At 59.9% G+C, this 14,396-nt stretch carries 20 protein-coding genes; 18 read left to right on the top strand and 2 right to left on the bottom strand.

From position 1 onward, the window contains the following. Positions 1-160 precede the first annotated feature (160 nt). The 16 genes from rplN (at position 161) to rplQ (ending at position 9,519) form a co-directional block, all read left to right on the top strand. Positions 161-529 (top strand): 50S ribosomal protein L14, encoded by a 369-nt coding sequence (gene rplN, locus PYH37_RS18065; protein ID WP_012707761.1) that lies wholly within the window; start codon positions 161-163, stop codon positions 527-529. 14 nt (positions 530-543) lie between these two features. Continuing rightward, entirely contained in the window at positions 544-855 is a 312-nt protein-coding gene (gene rplX / locus PYH37_RS18070) for a 50S ribosomal protein L24 (RefSeq protein ID WP_280732833.1), read from the top strand. Next, complete coding sequence (rplE, locus tag PYH37_RS18075; RefSeq protein ID WP_280732834.1) at positions 848-1,405, top strand: 50S ribosomal protein L5; 558 nt, start codon at positions 848-850, stop codon at positions 1,403-1,405. Before rplX ends, rplE begins: the two co-directional genes overlap by 8 nt. 34 nt (positions 1,406-1,439) lie before the next feature. Continuing rightward, a complete protein-coding gene (gene rpsN, locus PYH37_RS18080; protein ID WP_280732835.1) occupies positions 1,440-1,745 on the top strand; it encodes a 30S ribosomal protein S14 in 306 nt (101 codons plus the stop codon). A gap of 12 nt (positions 1,746-1,757) precedes the next feature. Beyond that, the gene (gene rpsH, locus PYH37_RS18085; protein ID WP_280732836.1) at positions 1,758-2,156 is read left to right on the top strand and encodes a 30S ribosomal protein S8; all 399 of its coding nucleotides are present in this window, start codon (positions 1,758-1,760) and stop codon (positions 2,154-2,156) included. A 40-nt stretch (positions 2,157-2,196) separates the two neighbouring features. Next, on the top strand, positions 2,197-2,730 hold the full coding sequence (gene rplF / locus PYH37_RS18090; RefSeq protein ID WP_280732837.1) for a 50S ribosomal protein L6: 534 nt from the start codon (positions 2,197-2,199) through the stop codon (positions 2,728-2,730). A gap of 12 nt (positions 2,731-2,742) precedes the next feature. Then, a complete protein-coding gene (gene rplR / locus PYH37_RS18095) occupies positions 2,743-3,105 on the top strand; it encodes a 50S ribosomal protein L18 (protein WP_280732838.1) in 363 nt (120 codons plus the stop codon). 133 nt (positions 3,106-3,238) lie between these two features. Beyond that, positions 3,239-3,808, top strand: coding sequence for a 30S ribosomal protein S5 (gene rpsE / locus PYH37_RS18100; RefSeq protein WP_280732839.1), 570 nt, complete (start codon positions 3,239-3,241; stop codon positions 3,806-3,808). A 12-nt stretch (positions 3,809-3,820) separates the two neighbouring features. Beyond that, positions 3,821-4,024, top strand: a complete 204-nt coding sequence (gene rpmD, locus PYH37_RS18105) for a 50S ribosomal protein L30 (protein WP_280732840.1) — start codon at positions 3,821-3,823, stop codon at positions 4,022-4,024. A 13-nt stretch (positions 4,025-4,037) separates the two neighbouring features. Further along, on the top strand, positions 4,038-4,508 hold the full coding sequence (rplO, locus tag PYH37_RS18110; protein WP_280732841.1) for a 50S ribosomal protein L15: 471 nt from the start codon (positions 4,038-4,040) through the stop codon (positions 4,506-4,508). Between the two features lie 234 nt (positions 4,509-4,742). Next, complete coding sequence (gene secY, locus PYH37_RS18115; RefSeq protein ID WP_280732842.1) at positions 4,743-6,083, top strand: preprotein translocase subunit SecY; 1,341 nt, start codon at positions 4,743-4,745, stop codon at positions 6,081-6,083. Continuing rightward, positions 6,080-6,658, top strand: a complete 579-nt coding sequence (locus PYH37_RS18120) for an adenylate kinase (protein ID WP_280732843.1) — start codon at positions 6,080-6,082, stop codon at positions 6,656-6,658. Before secY ends, PYH37_RS18120 begins: the two co-directional genes overlap by 4 nt. Before the next feature lie 232 nt (positions 6,659-6,890). Then, on the top strand, positions 6,891-7,259 hold the full coding sequence (gene rpsM / locus PYH37_RS18125; protein WP_280732844.1) for a 30S ribosomal protein S13: 369 nt from the start codon (positions 6,891-6,893) through the stop codon (positions 7,257-7,259). A 230-nt stretch (positions 7,260-7,489) separates the two neighbouring features. Further along, positions 7,490-7,879 (top strand): 30S ribosomal protein S11, encoded by a 390-nt coding sequence (gene rpsK, locus PYH37_RS18130; protein WP_003536496.1) that lies wholly within the window; start codon positions 7,490-7,492, stop codon positions 7,877-7,879. A gap of 102 nt (positions 7,880-7,981) precedes the next feature. After that, complete coding sequence (locus PYH37_RS18135) at positions 7,982-8,992, top strand: DNA-directed RNA polymerase subunit alpha (RefSeq protein WP_280732845.1); 1,011 nt, start codon at positions 7,982-7,984, stop codon at positions 8,990-8,992. A 101-nt stretch (positions 8,993-9,093) separates the two neighbouring features. Further along, complete coding sequence (gene rplQ, locus PYH37_RS18140; protein WP_280732846.1) at positions 9,094-9,519, top strand: 50S ribosomal protein L17; 426 nt, start codon at positions 9,094-9,096, stop codon at positions 9,517-9,519. A gap of 145 nt (positions 9,520-9,664) precedes the next feature. Here rplQ and msrQ read toward each other — a convergent pair whose 3' ends face one another. Together msrQ and msrP are read right to left on the bottom strand one after the other, a co-directional pair. Next, a complete protein-coding gene (gene msrQ, locus PYH37_RS18145; RefSeq protein WP_280732847.1) occupies positions 9,665-10,327 on the bottom strand; it encodes a protein-methionine-sulfoxide reductase heme-binding subunit MsrQ in 663 nt (220 codons plus the stop codon). Positions 10,328-10,329: 2 nt separating this feature from the next. Beyond that, positions 10,330-11,271 carry a protein-methionine-sulfoxide reductase catalytic subunit MsrP gene (gene msrP, locus PYH37_RS18150; RefSeq protein ID WP_280732848.1) on the bottom strand — a complete coding sequence of 314 codons (942 nt, stop codon included), beginning with the start codon at positions 11,269-11,271 and terminating at the stop codon, positions 10,330-10,332. A 283-nt stretch (positions 11,272-11,554) separates the two neighbouring features. Between msrP and PYH37_RS18155 the strand changes: the two genes are divergently transcribed. Further along, positions 11,555-12,952: a DegQ family serine endoprotease gene (locus PYH37_RS18155; protein WP_280732849.1), complete on the top strand. Its 1,398-nt coding sequence runs from the start codon at positions 11,555-11,557 to the stop codon at positions 12,950-12,952. Continuing rightward, positions 12,949-14,259 carry a replication-associated recombination protein A gene (locus tag PYH37_RS18160; protein WP_280732850.1) on the top strand — a complete coding sequence of 437 codons (1,311 nt, stop codon included), beginning with the start codon at positions 12,949-12,951 and terminating at the stop codon, positions 14,257-14,259. The genes PYH37_RS18155 and PYH37_RS18160 overlap by 4 nt, the downstream gene beginning before the upstream one ends. Positions 14,260-14,396 lie beyond the last annotated feature (137 nt).

Genomic DNA, 14,396 nt, shown 5'->3' on the forward strand with positions numbered 1-14,396 from the left:
GCGAGACCCTTGCGTCTCGGGCAAATATCTGTATGAAGCACGCAATTAAAGCAGAGGAACGCTCGAGTCCGGGCGTTCTTTTGCTTTGAGATGAGCACAATAAGCCGGGCGAGGGGGTTTCGACCCAACCGGCCTGGTAACAACAAGAAGGCGACCTGACATGATTCAGATGCAAACAAACCTCGACGTGGCGGATAATTCCGGCGCACGTCGTGTCATGTGCATCAAGGTGCTGGGCGGCTCCAAGCGCAAGTATGCGTCGATCGGCGACATCATCGTCGTTTCGATCAAGGAAGCCATTCCGCGCGGCCGCGTGAAGAAGGGTGATGTCATGAAGGCTGTTGTCGTTCGCACCGCGAAGGACATCCGCCGTCCGGATGGCAGCGTCATCCGTTTCGACACCAACGCAGCCGTTCTTATCGATAACAAGAAAGAGCCGATCGGCACCCGTATCTTCGGACCGGTTCCGCGCGAACTCCGCGCCAAGAACCACATGAAGATCATCTCGCTGGCTCCGGAAGTACTCTAAGGGAGCGTTGAGAGATGCAAAAGATTCGTAAAGGCGACAAGGTTGTCGTGCTCACCGGCAAGGACAAGGGCCGCACCGGCGAGGTAATCCAGGTCATGCCGAAGGAAGACCGGGCTGTCGTGCGTGGCGTCAACATGGTGAAGCGTCACCAGCGCCAGACCCAGAGCCAGGAAGCCGGCATTATCAACAAGGAAGCCCCGATCCACCTTTCGAACATCGCGATCGCCGATCCGAAGGACGGCAAGCCGACCCGCATCGGTTTCAAGATCGACGGTGACAAGAAGGTCCGCGTGGCCAAGCGTTCGGGAGAAGTGATCGATGGCTAAGACCGCTTATGAGCCGCGGCTCAAGAAGGAATATGTAGAGCGCATCCGCAAGGCGATGCAGGAGAAGTTCTCCTACGCCAACGAAATGCAGATCCCGCGCCTCGACAAGATCGTTATCAACATGGGTGTTGGCGAAGCGACCGGCGATTCCAAGAAGCCGACCGTTGCTGCCGCCGATCTCGCTGCGATTGCCGGCCAGAAGGCGGTGATCACCCGCGCTCGCAACTCCATCGCTGGCTTCAAGCTCCGCGAAGGCATGCCGATTGGCGCCAAGGTTACCTTGCGCGGCGTTCGGATGTATGAGTTCCTGGATCGTCTGATAAACATCGCTCTTCCGCGTGTTCGAGACTTCCGCGGCCTCAATCCGAAATCCTTCGATGGTCGTGGCAACTTTGCCATGGGCATCAAGGAACACATTGTGTTCCCTGAGATCAACTACGACAAGGTTGATCAGATGTGGGGCATGGACATCATCGTTTGCACGACGGCAACTAACGACGACGAAGCTCGCGCTCTGCTTACAGAGTTCAACTTCCCGTTCCGTCAGTAATCCGTAACGACAAGCGTAAAGAAGGATAACTGTTATGGCGAAAACGAGCGCAGTTGAAAAGAACAAGCGCCGCCGCAAACTGGTTGTCGGGCAAGCCGCCAAGCGTGCTGCCCTGAAGGCAATCATCATGAACCAGTCTTTGCCGATCGAAGAGCGGTTCAAGGCCACCCTCAAGCTGGCAAGCCTGCCACGTGATGGATCGAAGACCCGCATCCGCAATCGTTGCGAAGTTACCGGGCGTCCGCGCGCCTACTATCGTAAACTTCGCATGTCGCGTATTGCGCTTCGCGAACTGGGCAATTTCGGCAAGGTGCCGGGCATTGTCAAGTCGAGCTGGTAAGGAGACGGGCACATGGCAATGACTGATCCCTTGGGCGATATGCTCACCCGTATCCGCAACGGTGCTGCCCGGCGCAAGTCGAGCGTTTCGACGCCGGCTTCGAGGCTGCGCGCACGCGTTCTGGATGTCCTTCAGGCTGAAGGCTACATCCGTGGGTACTCTGAAGTCGAATTCGGCAACGGCAAGTCCGAGCTGAACATCGAACTGAAGTACTACGAAGGCTCGTCCGTGATCCGCGAGATCGCACGCGTCTCTAAGCCGGGCCGCCGAGTTTATGTCTCGGTCAAGTCCATTCCGCAGGTCGCGAACGGCCTCGGCATCACCATCCTTTCGACCCCGAAGGGCGTGATGGCCGATCATCAGGCGCGCGAACAGAATGTTGGTGGCGAGGTTCTTTGCTCGGTCTTCTAAGGCCGGGCACGATCTCCATAGCGAACAGACAGGTATAAAAATGTCTCGTATCGGTAAGAAACCCGTTCAAGTTCCGGCAGGCGTCACGGCTAACGTTGATGGCCAGAAGGTAACGGCGAAGGGTCCGAAGGGCGAATTGTTTTTCGTCGCAAACGACGAAGTCTCGGTGAAGCTTGAAAACAATGCGGTCGTCGTTGAGCCGCTCAATGAGAGCAAGGATGCTCGTTCGAAGTGGGGCATGTCCCGCACGATGATTGAGAACATCTTCAAGGGCGTGAAGGACGGCTACGAGCGCAAGCTCGAAATCAACGGCGTCGGCTACCGCGCCTCCATGCAGGGCAGGAACCTGCAGCTGGCTCTCGGCTTCAGCCACGACGTCGTCTACCAGACGCCGGAAGGCATCTCGATCGCTGTGCCGAAGCCGACGGAAATCGTCGTTTCCGGCATCAACAAGCAGCAGGTCGGCCAGGTTGCCGCGGAGATCCGCGAATACCGTGGCCCCGAGCCCTACAAGGGCAAGGGTGTCAAGTATGCCGAAGAGCGGATTGTCCGCAAAGAAGGCAAGAAGAAGTAAGGATCACGCGAAATGGCTAGCAGGAAAGATACTCTTGTGCGTCGCGCCAGCCGCGTGCGCCGTCAAATCAAGGCGGTCGCCAACGGCCGTCCGCGCCTGTCGGTTCATCGCTCGTCGAAGAACATCTATGCGCAGATCATCGACGATGTTGCCGGCAAGACCCTTGCCTCCGCATCGACCCTCGACACGGATCTGCGGTCTTCGCTGAAGACTGGCGCTGATACCGCAGCCGCTACGGCTGTCGGCAAGCTCCTTGCGGAGCGTGCATCCGAGGCGGGCGTCAAGGACGTTGTCTTTGACCGCGGCGCCTTCATCTACCACGGCCGCATCAAGGCGCTGGCCGAGGCAGCTCGCGAAGGCGGCCTGAACTTCTAAGGTTCATCGCCCGGGCAGCAATGTCCGGGCGAAATTCGGCTTCGCACATCCCTGGCCGCTTCGATTTCCGAGGAAGTGAGGCGGCCTTCGTCAATCTGCCGATTGCACCCGGAAAAGAAAAAGGAAGAGGACAATGGCACAAGAAAGAAGAGGTTCTCGCGAAGATCGCCAGAGCCGTGAAGAGCGCGACAGCGAATTTGTCGACAAGCTCGTCGCAATCAACCGCGTCGCCAAGGTGGTGAAGGGCGGTCGTCGTTTCGGTTTCGCAGCTCTCGTCGTCGTCGGCGACCAGAAGGGCCGCGTCGGCTTCGGTCACGGCAAGGCGCGCGAAGTGCCGGAAGCCATCCGCAAGGCGACGGAAGCCGCCAAGCGTGACCTGATCTTCGTCCCGCTGCGCGGTGGCCGTACATTGCATCACGACGTTCACGGCCGTCACGGCGCCGGCAAGGTGCTGCTGCGCTCGGCGAAGGCCGGTACCGGTATCATCGCCGGTGGTCCGATGCGCGCCGTGTTTGAAACGCTCGGCGTTCACGACGTCGTTGCCAAGTCGACCGGTTCGTCGAACCCCTACAACATGGTTCGCGCAACGTTCGACGCGCTGAAGAACCAGATGCACCCGAAGGACATCGCGGCACAGCGCGGCATGAAATACGCCACGCTCCAGTCTCGTCGCGTTGCCACCGGCGCTGCTTCCGAAGAATAAGGGAGCTGACAGATGGCTAAGAAAGAAGTTGGCAAGAAGACGGTTACGGTCGAGCAGATCGGTAGCCCCATTCGCCGCCCTGCCGTGCAGCGTCAGACGCTTATCGGCCTGGGCCTCAACAAGATGCACCGGGTTCGCACGCTGGAAGACACTCCGGCCGTTCGCGGCATGATCCGGGCCGTCCAGCACCTCGTTCGCGTCGTCGACGAGAAGTGAGGGGGATCCACAAATGAAACTGAATGAAATCAAGGACAACGAAGGCGCGACCAAGAACCGCAAGCGTCTCGGCCGCGGCATCGGCTCCGGCTCCGGCAAGACGGCCGGTCGCGGTGTGAAGGGTCAGAAGGCTCGCTCGGGCGTTGCCATCAACGGCTTCGAAGGCGGCCAGATGCCTATCTACCGTCGCCTGCCGAAGCGCGGTTTCAACAACATCTTCGCTTCGGAGTTTGTTGTCGTGTCGCTCGGCCGCATCCAGGCTGCCGTCGACGCCAAGAAGCTCGATGCTTCGAAGACCGTCGATGCTGCCGCTCTCAAGGCTGCCGGCGTCATTCGTCGCGCCAAGGACGGCGTTCGCATCCTCGCTGACGGCGAGCTGAAGGCGAAGGTCTCGCTCGAGGTTGCCGGCGCTTCGAAGCCGGCGATCGAGAAGATCGAAAAGGCCGGCGGTTCGATCAAGCTGCTTGCAGCCGCCGCAGAATAATATGACTGATGAATCGCCCGGGGTGCTTCACGCCGGGCGGTTTTGCTCCCATATGTGAGCCTCACGTTCGGGGCGGCGAATCGCTCGCCGCGACGGACATAGCGGAAACCACGGTGAGGCATCCGATTGCAGCGACAATCGCCTCGCGTCAGGTTTTCAACGATGAAGACTTACTCTTTCCGGAACTGACCGGGTTTTCCCGCTGATTCCGAAATTTGGTACGCGGAGAATTGCATGGCTTCTGCAGCGGAACAGCTTGCTTCGAACCTGAATTTTTCGACTTTCGCCAAGGCGGAAGATCTGAAGAAACGTCTGTGGTTCACGCTCGGTGCCCTTCTGGTTTACCGTCTTGGCACCTACATCCCGCTGCCCGGGCTCAATCCGGAAGCGTTCGCGCAGGCCTTCCAGGGACAGAGCGGCGGTATTCTCGGCCTCTTCAATATGTTCTCCGGCGGTGCAGTGGAGCGCATGGCGATCTTCGCGCTCGGCATCATGCCCTATATTTCCGCCTCGATCATCGTGCAGCTGATGACGTCGGTCGTTCCTGCGCTGGAGCAGTTGAAGAAGGAAGGTGAACAGGGCCGCAAGATCATCAACCAATACACCCGCTACGGCACGGTGCTTCTCGGAGCGATGCAGGCCTACGGCATCGCCGTCGGTCTTGAGAGCGGCAGTGGTCTGGTCAACGATCCGGGTTGGTTCTTCCGAATTTCCACGGTGATCTCGCTTCTCGGCGGTACGATGTTCCTGATGTGGCTCGGTGAACAGATCACGTCACGCGGCATCGGCAACGGCATTTCGCTGATCATCTTCGCGGGTATCGTCGCAGCCCTTCCGTCGGCACTTGCCGGAACGCTTGAACTCGGCCGTACGGGCGCCCTCTCGACGCCGCTCATTCTTGCGATCATCGTCATGGTCGTCGCCGTGATCGCGCTGATCGTCTTCGTCGAACGCGCGCAGCGCCGTCTCCTCATTCAGTATCCGAAACGCCAGGTCGGCAATCGGATGTTCCAGGGCGACACCTCGCATCTGCCGCTGAAGCTCAACACCTCGGGTGTTATCCCGGCGATCTTTGCGTCGTCGTTGCTGCTGCTGCCGGCCACGCTGGCCGGCTTTGCCAACACTGCGACCATGCCCGGCTGGGCGACGGCGATCGTCGGCGCGCTTGCCCACGGCCAGCCGCTCTACATGGTGCTCTATGGGGCCATGATTGCCTTTTTCGCCTTCTTCTATACCGCGATCGTCTTCAATCCGAAGGACACCGCGGACAATCTGAAGAAACACGGCGGCTTCATTCCGGGCATTCGCCCGGGCGAACGTACGGCCGAATATATCGACTACGTGCTGACGCGGATCACCGTCATTGGCGCGATTTACCTGATCTTCGTCTGCATTCTGCCTGAAATCCTCATCTCGCAGACCGGCGTGCCGTTCTACCTTGGTGGTACGTCGCTTTTGATTGTTGTCAGCGTGACCCTCGATACGGTAGCACAGATCCAAGGTCACCTCATTGCCCAGCAATATGAGGGGCTGATCAAGAAGTCGAAGCTGCGCGGAGGAAAGAGGGGACGATGAGGCTTATTTTTTTAGGACCGCCGGGCGCTGGCAAGGGGACACAGGCCAAGCTCCTGACGGAGAGATACGGCATACCGCAGCTTTCCACAGGTGATATGCTGAGGTCGGCCGTGGCTCAGGCGACCGAGGTTGGCAAGCGTGCGAAAGCGGTGATGGATGCCGGCCAGCTCGTCTCCGACGACATCGTCAACGAAATCGTCTCCGACCGTATCGATGCACCGGACTGCGCCAGGGGCTTCATCCTCGACGGCTATCCGCGCACCGTTCCGCAGGCCGAAGCGCTTGATCGGATGCTCGACGGCAAGGGTCTCAAGCTCGATGCGGTTATCGAGTTGAAAGTCGACGAGGCAGCTCTTGTCCGGCGCATGGAGAATCGCGTAGCGGAAACTGTCGCCGCCGGCGGAGCCGTTCGCTCCGACGATAATCCCGAAGCTTTCAGGCGTCGCCTGAAGGAGTATCGGGAAAAGACCGCTCCGCTTTCGGAGCATTATGCCCGCACGGGTCGGCTGAAGACCGTGGACGGCATGGCGGACGTGAAGACGGTTACCGCCGAGATCGAGAAAATTCTGGCGTAGACAGTGGTCTTCGCCAAAATGGAAGCGCCGGGGAGTTGACTTTTCCGACCGATTCCTCCAAAGACAGCGTCAACTCGCGACATGAGAAGCGATCGGCGCGGTCTTCAAAGCAATGAAGTCCGGGTACGGTCGTTTTTGACGTGTCTCGAACCTCAATTAACGTGCGGCTCTTCGAGGTCGCGTAACGAAGCACCTATTGCCGGATGGCAACTGGAACGCAAGGAGAATAGACGTGGCACGTATCGCTGGCGTCAACATCCCGACGGCAAAGCGCGTCGTCATCGCGCTGACGTATATTCACGGGATCGGCCCGAAATTCGCACAGGAAATCGTTGAGAAGGTCGGTATTCCGACTGAACGTCGCGTGCATCAGCTGACGGACGCAGAAGTCCTGCAGATCCGCGAAACGATCGACCGTGACTACCAGGTCGAAGGTGACCTGCGTCGCGACACCGCGATGAACATCAAGCGTCTGATGGACCTCGGCTGCTATCGCGGCCTGCGCCATCGCCGCGGTCTGCCGGTGCGCGGTCAGCGCACGCACACCAATGCCCGTACCCGCAAGGGTCCGGCAAAGGCGATCGCCGGCAAGAAGAAGTAATTTCCCGAAAAGGGAAAGTGGGAGGCTGGCGCATGCGCCGGCCTCCTTTTGTAGTTTGGGAAGGGCAATTGTCCGACCGTCGCTGGGGCCGCTATCGGTTCTGCGAAATGCCCGCGAAGCCGGTGGGCCGGCTACCGCAAAATTGAAGATGCAGGGCAGGGGACGAACAATCCTTTTCCCGGTGGAGCCGCTGGAATTACGGCGGTGCAGAGATCTAAGAAAGGGATCCTATGGCCAAGGAAGCCACCCGCGTTCGCCGCCGCGAGCGCAAGAACATTACGTCTGGCGTTGCACACGTCAATTCGTCGTTCAACAACACGATGATCACCATCACCGACGCGCAGGGCAATGCGATTGCCTGGTCGTCTGCCGGTGCGAAGGGTTTCAAGGGTTCGCGCAAGTCGACCCCGTTCGCCGCACAGATTGCCGCTGAGGACTGCGCCAAGAAGGCTCAGGAACACGGCATGAAGTCGCTGGAAGTGGAAGTTTGCGGCCCGGGTTCTGGTCGTGAATCCGCTCTGCGCGCGCTGCAGGCTGCGGGCTTCATGATCACGTCGATCCGCGACGTGACCCCGATCCCGCACAACGGCTGCCGCCCGCGCAAGAAGCGCCGCGTCTGATCATATGCACACAACATGCCGGTGAGGGCGCTTGTGGTTCTCCCGGTCTTCGGGGCTCGGTTGTCACGATTGGATGGTGGCAACGAACGGAAGGCAGAAAACATGATTCAGAAAAATTGGCAGGAATTGATCAAGCCGAATAAGGTGGACTTCGCCTCCGCCGGCCGCACCAAGGCAACGTTGGTCGCGGAACCGCTCGAGCGCGGCTTTGGTCTGACACTCGGCAACGCGCTTCGCCGCGTGCTTTTGTCGTCGCTGCGCGGTGCTGCCGTTACGGCAGTGCAGATCGACGGCGTGCTGCACGAGTTCTCGTCTATCCCGGGCGTCCGGGAAGATGTGACCGACATCGTGCTCAACATCAAGGAAATCGCCATCAAGATGGATGGCGACGATGCAAAGCGCATGGTCGTGCGCAAGCAGGGTCCGGGCGTCGTGACGGCCGGTGACATTCAGACGGTTGGCGATATCGAAATCCTCAATCCGAACCATGTGATCTGCACGCTCGACGAGGGCGCCGAGATCCGCATGGAGTTCACCGTCAACAACGGCAAGGGCTACGTACCGGCTGACCGCAACCGCTCGGAAGACGCGCCGATCGGCCTCATCCCGGTCGACAGCCTCTACTCGCCGGTCAAGAAGGTCTCGTACAAGGTGGAAAACACCCGCGAAGGCCAGGTTCTTGACTATGACAAGCTGACGATGTCCATCGAGACGGACGGCTCGGTCACTGGTGAGGATGCGATCGCTTTTGCGGCCCGCATTCTTCAGGACCAACTGTCGGTCTTCGTCAACTTCGAAGAGCCGCACAAGGAAGCAGAGGAAGAGGCAGTCACCGAACTCGCCTTCAACCCGGCGCTTCTCAAGAAGGTCGACGAACTGGAGCTTTCCGTCCGTTCGGCCAACTGCCTGAAGAACGACAACATCGTCTATATCGGCGACCTCATTCAGAAGACCGAAGCAGAAATGCTCCGCACGCCGAATTTCGGCCGCAAGTCGCTCAACGAGATCAAGGAAGTTCTCGCTTCCATGGGCCTGCACCTCGGCATGGAAGTGCCGTCCTGGCCGCCTGAGAACATCGAAGATCTCGCCAAGCGTTACGAAGACCAATACTAACGCCGCACGCGTTCGAAGGAACGCGTGAAGCTGGCCTTAGAACGTTTAAACGACGCCCCATTAGACTGCGGGCGGATGCCTGCAAGTAAAGGAGAATAGCCATGCGCCACGGTAAAGCCGGCCGCAAGCTGAATAGAACCGCCAGCCACCGCAAGGCGATGTTTGCCAACATGGCAGCTTCGCTGATCGAACACGAGCAGATCGTCACGACTCTGCCGAAGGCTAAGGAAATCCGTCCGATCGTCGAGAAGCTCGTCACGCTCGGCAAGCGCGGCGACCTGCATGCCCGCCGTCAGGCGATCTCGCAGATCCGCGATGTTGCCGTCGTCGCGAAGCTGTTCGACACGATTGCCTCGCGTTACGCCACCCGCAATGGCGGCTACCTGCGCATCATGAAGGCCGGTTTCCGTCACGGCGACAACGCCGCTCTCGCTGTCATCGAATTCGTTGACCGCGACGTGGACGCCAAGGGCGCAAAGGACCGTGTCCGCGTTGCATCCGAAGCCGAGGCCGCGGAAGCAGCATAATCGCCTGCGAGTCACTACAGCGTCTTGCGTCTTTTCAGACGCACAAAGGTCGCTGTAGCACTTTGAATCACTGCATGTTTTTATCCTTAAATCGGTTCCGATTTAAGGAACATGCACTAGAAGCATTGAAGCGGCCGGATGATCGTCACCCGGCCGCTTTTTCCGTTGCGGGCCGTGATCGTATCGGACCGGCCTGCTGCCGCTTCGAGCGCAGAAATCGCATTCTGATCGCCCGCCAGGCGAGCAGAGCCGCGACCATGGCGACGTAGAGCATCTGCTCCGGCCCCACCACCTTGACCGACATGGCAAAATGCAGCGCCCCTGCGGCCGCGATGACATACACCAGACGGTGGAGCTTGTTCCATCTTTGGCCGAGCTTGCGGATCGACCAATTGTTTGAGGTGAGCCCGAGTGGAATCAACATCACGAGCGCGGCCATGCCGATGGTAATGAAGGGCCGGCGGGCGATGTCCGCTACGATGGCTTCAAAGCGCAGCGTCTGATCCAGCACCATATAGGCGAGGAAGTGCATCAGCACGTAGTAGAAGGCCAGCAAACCGAGGGCGCGGCGGTATCTCAGCCAGTTCACGGCGAAGAGGTCTCGGATAGGCGTGATCGCCAGCGTCGCGATCAGGAACCGCAAAGCCCAGAGGCCAAGCAAGTGTTCGAATTCCTTGACAGCGTTGCCGGGCAACTGACCTGTAGCGCCGAGATAGAAGGCGGATGCCGCGGGAACGAGGCCGACCGCATAGAGCATCCAAACCGAGGGACCGTGAAAGCGTTTCGGCAAAGTTGGAAAGACGGCCATCGTCAGAAATTCGCCCGGAGGTCGATGCCGGCATAGAGGCCTGCGACTTCGTCCGCGTAGCCGTTGAACGGAAGCGTGTCGCGCCGGTTGGCGCCGAAGAAGCCGCCTTCGCCGATCCGGTTTTCCGTCGCCTGGCTCCAGCGTGGGTGGTCGACCGCAGGGTTCACATTGGCATAGAAGCCATATTCGTCCGGGGCAGCGAGGTTCCAGGTGCAGGGAGGGGCGGTTTCGGTCAGCGAGATGCGCACGATGGATTTGATTCCCTTGAAGCCGTATTTCCACGGAACGACCAGGCGTATGGGCGCGCCGTTCTGGTTCGGCAAGGTCTTCCCGTAAAGTCCGACGGAGAGGATCGTCAGCGGATGACGGGCCTCATCGAGCCGCAGACCCTCGCGATACGGCCAAGGCAGGGGTTGGAAAAACCCGGATTGGCCGGGCATTTCCTCCGGCCGCACGACGGTTTCGAACGCAACATATTTTGCGCTGCCGAGGGGCTCCACCTCGTCGAGCAACGCCGCTAACGGAAAACCGATCCAGGGGATAACCATCGACCAGGCTTCGACGCAGCGCATGCGGTAGGTCCGCTCCTCTAGCGGGAAACCCAAAAGCTCCTCAAGACCGAATTCCCTCGGCTTGCTGACCAGGCCATCGACTTTCACCGCCCAGGGTGAAGCTTTGAACGCTCCCGAATTGGCCGCCGGATCGCCTTTGCCCGTGCCGAATTCGTAATAGTTGTTATAGCTCGTGACGTCCTTTTCCGGCGTCACCGGTTCGTCGATCTTGTACGGGCTCTCTGCCGCCTTGAGTGAGGTTGCGTGTGCCGTTGCCGCTCCGCTCACGAACAGGCCGCCAGCCGCAGCCGTCATGAAAGTCCTGCGATTGAGAAAACAGTGCTCGGGTGTGATCTCGGATGCGGCAATCCGCGGCGCGCGATAGCGGGGCATATAGTTCCTCGGTGTCGATTAGCGACTCTGAATATCAGATGACCAGAGTTTCGATCACCGGAAAAGGTGGGCGAGACCACGTTTTCGTGCGCAGTCCGTGACTATGCCGGCCGCAGGGCGAGACAGGAGTTGCGAACGTGCGCACATTTCCACAACGATCTGAATCGCTGGATAAATTCATTCCATCACCCATGGCGAAACAGGAGAATTATGCCCGCGACGCGTTTGCCTTTTTTCCTGCGAAATCCTATCTGATCGTAGCGGCAACGAAAGGAGATGCTTCATGATCTTTGGCCATCGAGCCCTCGCGGCTCTCGTCCTTGCCGTTGCCATGTCAACGCCCGCAGCAGCGCAGGATGCTAAGGCCGTACCGCAATCCCGCACAGAAATGCAGCTTTCCTTCGCGCCCCTGGTCAAGCAGACGGCGAATGCGGTGGTGAACGTCTATGCGGAGCGCGTTGTTGAGCGACGGTCGATCTTTGCCGGGGATCCTTTCTTTGAGGAATTTTTCGGCCAGCGCATGCCAAACAGGACTGAAAAGCAGTCGTCGCTCGGCTCCGGCGTGATCGTCAGCCGCAACGGTGTCGTCGTCACCAACAACCACGTGATCGAGGGCGCCGACGATATCAAGGTGGCGCTCGCCGACGGGCGCGAATTTCCCTGCAAGATCGTGCTGAAGGACGACCGTTTGGACCTTGCGGTCATGAAGATCCAGGCGGACGGGCCGTTCGATATCATCCCTATAGGTGATTCCGATGCGGTGGAGGTCGGAGACTTGGTTCTGGCGATCGGAAACCCGTTCGGTGTGGGGCAGACGGTGACGAGCGGCATCGTATCGGCGCTCGCCCGCAACCAGATTTCATCCGGCGATTTCGGTTTCTTCATCCAGACCGATGCGGCCATCAATCCCGGCAATTCCGGTGGCGGCCTGATCGATATGAAGGGGGAACTGATCGGTATCAACACGGCGATCTTCTCGAGGGGAGGCGGCTCCAACGGAGTGGGCTTCGCTATCCCGGCCAATTTGGTGAAGGTCTTCGTCGCCTCCGCGGAGAGCGGCGGCGGTTCTTTCATCCGCCCCTTCGTCGGTGCGAGCTTCGAGCCGGTCACCTCCGAGGTAGCCGACGCGCTCGGGCTAGACCGGGCTCGCGGTGCGCTGGTGACGGCCGTGGCCGCCGGCGGTCCGGCGGCGAACGCCGGCATAAAGCCTGGGCAAGTGGTCACGGCCGTTAACGGTGTACCCGTCGAGCACCCCGATGCCCTCGGATATCGTCTGACGACTGTCGGCATCGGACATGAAGCGCGCTTGACGATTTCGGAAAACGGCAAGCCGCGCGACGTCACGCTGAAGCTCGATCAGGCACCGGAAACCTCGCCGCGCGACGAGCGGCTGATCGAGGGAAGAAATCCGTTCGCCGGAGCGGTCGTGGCAAATCTCTCGCCGCGTCTTGCAGAAGAGCTCCGGATGCCCACCTCTTTGCAGGGCGTCGTCGTAACCGAGGTCAATCGCGGCTCGCCGGCAGCGCGGATCGGTCTGGAACGAAAGGACATCGTCCGCTCCGTCAATGGAATGGCGATCGATAGCTCGAAGACGCTGGAGACCGTCATGGCGGAGGATGCTTCGTTCTGGCGCGTCGAGATCGAGCGCGACGGCCAAATTATTCGTCAGTTCTTCCGATGAGCGACCTTTTTTCCCCCTCGGAACCCCCGGAGATGGCGTCGGCAAGACCGCTAGCCGACCGGCTGCGGCCGCGCACGCTTGCCGAGGTGACCGGACAGGAACATCTGACCGGCGAGCATGGCGCTTTGACGCGCATGATTTCCTCCGGTTCTCTCGGTTCCATGATCTTCTGGGGACCGCCGGGTACCGGCAAGACCACCGTGGCGCGGCTGCTTTCGGGCGAGGCTGGCCTCGCCTTCGAACAGATCTCGGCGATCTTCTCCGGTGTTGCGGACTTGAAGAAGGTGTTCGATGCCGCCCGCGTCAGACGAATGTCCGGACGCCAGACGCTGCTTTTCGTCGACGAGATTCATCGCTTCAATCGGGCGCAGCAGGATAGCTTCCTTCCGGTGATGGAAGATGGCACGATCATTCTCGTTGGCGCCACCACCGAAAACCCATCCTTCGAGCTCAATGCCGCGCTGCTGTCGCGGGCGCGGGTGCTGACGTTCAAGCCGCTTGGCGAAGCGAGCCTCGAAGAGCTCTTGAAGCGGGCAGAGAAAGCCGAGGGCAAGTCGCTGCCGCTCGATGAGAATGCCCGTGCAAACCTCATCCGGATGGCCGACGGCGATGGCCGCGCTGTGTTGACGCTCGCGGAAGAGGTCTGGCGCGCGGCGCGTCGGGACGAAATCTTCGATGCGGCCGCGCTCCAGGACATCGTCCAGCGCCGCGCTCCGGTTTACGATAAGGGCCAGGACGGCCACTACAATCTGATATCGGCGCTTCACAAGTCCGTGCGCGGATCCGATCCGGACGCAGCGCTCTACTATCTCTGCCGCATGTTCGACGCCGGCGAGGACCCGCTCTATATCGGCAGACGACTTGTGCGTATGGCTATCGAGGATATCGGACTCGCCGATCCGCAAGCACTAGTGATCTGTAACGCCGCCAAGGACGCTTACGATTATCTCGGGTCTCCCGAAGGGGAATTGGCTCTGGCGGAAGCTTGCGTTTATGTCGCCACGGCACCGAAGTCGAACGCGGTCTACACCGCCTACAAGGCGGCGATGCGCGCGGCAAAGGAAAATGGTTCGCTGCTGCCGCCGAAGCATATCCTCAATGCCCCGACGAAGCTCATGAAGGGCGAGGGATATGGCGAGGGGTATCGCTACGACCACGACGAGCCAGATGCGTTTTCGGGACAGGATTATTTCCCGGAGAAGATGGGACGAAAAACGTTTTACGACCCTCCGGAGCGCGGCTTCGAGCGCGAACTTCGCAAGCGGCTCGATTGGTGGGCGAAGCTCCGGCGCGAGCGGAATTCGTAGCGCAAGGTCTGTCGGGGTTGCAGGGCAGGCTTGTCGGGCGATGTCTTGCTGCCCCAATCGGCTTATGGCATAGCAACGCAACACTGCAGACGACTGCACGGGTTGACGTTGTCGATCCGCCCATCCGCGGGGACGGC

The organism is Sinorhizobium numidicum, from assembly GCF_029892045.1.
In the GTDB taxonomy this organism is placed as follows: domain Bacteria; phylum Pseudomonadota; class Alphaproteobacteria; order Rhizobiales; family Rhizobiaceae; genus Sinorhizobium; species Sinorhizobium numidicum.

Excerpts from the sequence above, each read along its gene's own strand:
- rplR (WP_280732838.1), top strand. The coding sequence starts at position 2,743 with ATGGCTAGCAGGAAAGATACTCTTGTGCGTCGCGCCAGCCGCGTGCGC.
- PYH37_RS18120 (WP_280732843.1), top strand. The coding sequence starts at position 6,080 with ATGAGGCTTATTTTTTTAGGACCGCCGGGCGCTGGCAAGGGGACACAG.
- rpsH (WP_280732836.1), top strand. The coding sequence starts at position 1,758 with ATGGCAATGACTGATCCCTTGGGCGATATGCTCACCCGTATCCGCAAC.
- rpsE (WP_280732839.1), top strand. The coding sequence starts at position 3,239 with ATGGCACAAGAAAGAAGAGGTTCTCGCGAAGATCGCCAGAGCCGTGAA.
- rplF (WP_280732837.1), top strand. The coding sequence starts at position 2,197 with ATGTCTCGTATCGGTAAGAAACCCGTTCAAGTTCCGGCAGGCGTCACG.
- rpsK (WP_003536496.1), top strand. The coding sequence starts at position 7,490 with ATGGCCAAGGAAGCCACCCGCGTTCGCCGCCGCGAGCGCAAGAACATT.
- secY (WP_280732842.1), top strand. The coding sequence starts at position 4,743 with ATGGCTTCTGCAGCGGAACAGCTTGCTTCGAACCTGAATTTTTCGACT.
- PYH37_RS18160 (WP_280732850.1), top strand. The coding sequence starts at position 12,949 with ATGAGCGACCTTTTTTCCCCCTCGGAACCCCCGGAGATGGCGTCGGCA.
- rplQ (WP_280732846.1), top strand. The coding sequence starts at position 9,094 with ATGCGCCACGGTAAAGCCGGCCGCAAGCTGAATAGAACCGCCAGCCAC.
- rplO (WP_280732841.1), top strand. The coding sequence starts at position 4,038 with ATGAAACTGAATGAAATCAAGGACAACGAAGGCGCGACCAAGAACCGC.
- rplN (WP_012707761.1), top strand. The coding sequence starts at position 161 with ATGATTCAGATGCAAACAAACCTCGACGTGGCGGATAATTCCGGCGCA.
- rpmD (WP_280732840.1), top strand. The coding sequence starts at position 3,821 with ATGGCTAAGAAAGAAGTTGGCAAGAAGACGGTTACGGTCGAGCAGATC.
- rplX (WP_280732833.1), top strand. The coding sequence starts at position 544 with ATGCAAAAGATTCGTAAAGGCGACAAGGTTGTCGTGCTCACCGGCAAG.
- PYH37_RS18135 (WP_280732845.1), top strand. The coding sequence starts at position 7,982 with ATGATTCAGAAAAATTGGCAGGAATTGATCAAGCCGAATAAGGTGGAC.
- rpsN (WP_280732835.1), top strand. The coding sequence starts at position 1,440 with ATGGCGAAAACGAGCGCAGTTGAAAAGAACAAGCGCCGCCGCAAACTG.
- rplE (WP_280732834.1), top strand. The coding sequence starts at position 848 with ATGGCTAAGACCGCTTATGAGCCGCGGCTCAAGAAGGAATATGTAGAG.
- msrP (WP_280732848.1), bottom strand. The coding sequence starts at position 11,271 with ATGCCCCGCTATCGCGCGCCGCGGATTGCCGCATCCGAGATCACACCC.
- PYH37_RS18155 (WP_280732849.1), top strand. The coding sequence starts at position 11,555 with ATGATCTTTGGCCATCGAGCCCTCGCGGCTCTCGTCCTTGCCGTTGCC.
- msrQ (WP_280732847.1), bottom strand. The coding sequence starts at position 10,327 with ATGGCCGTCTTTCCAACTTTGCCGAAACGCTTTCACGGTCCCTCGGTT.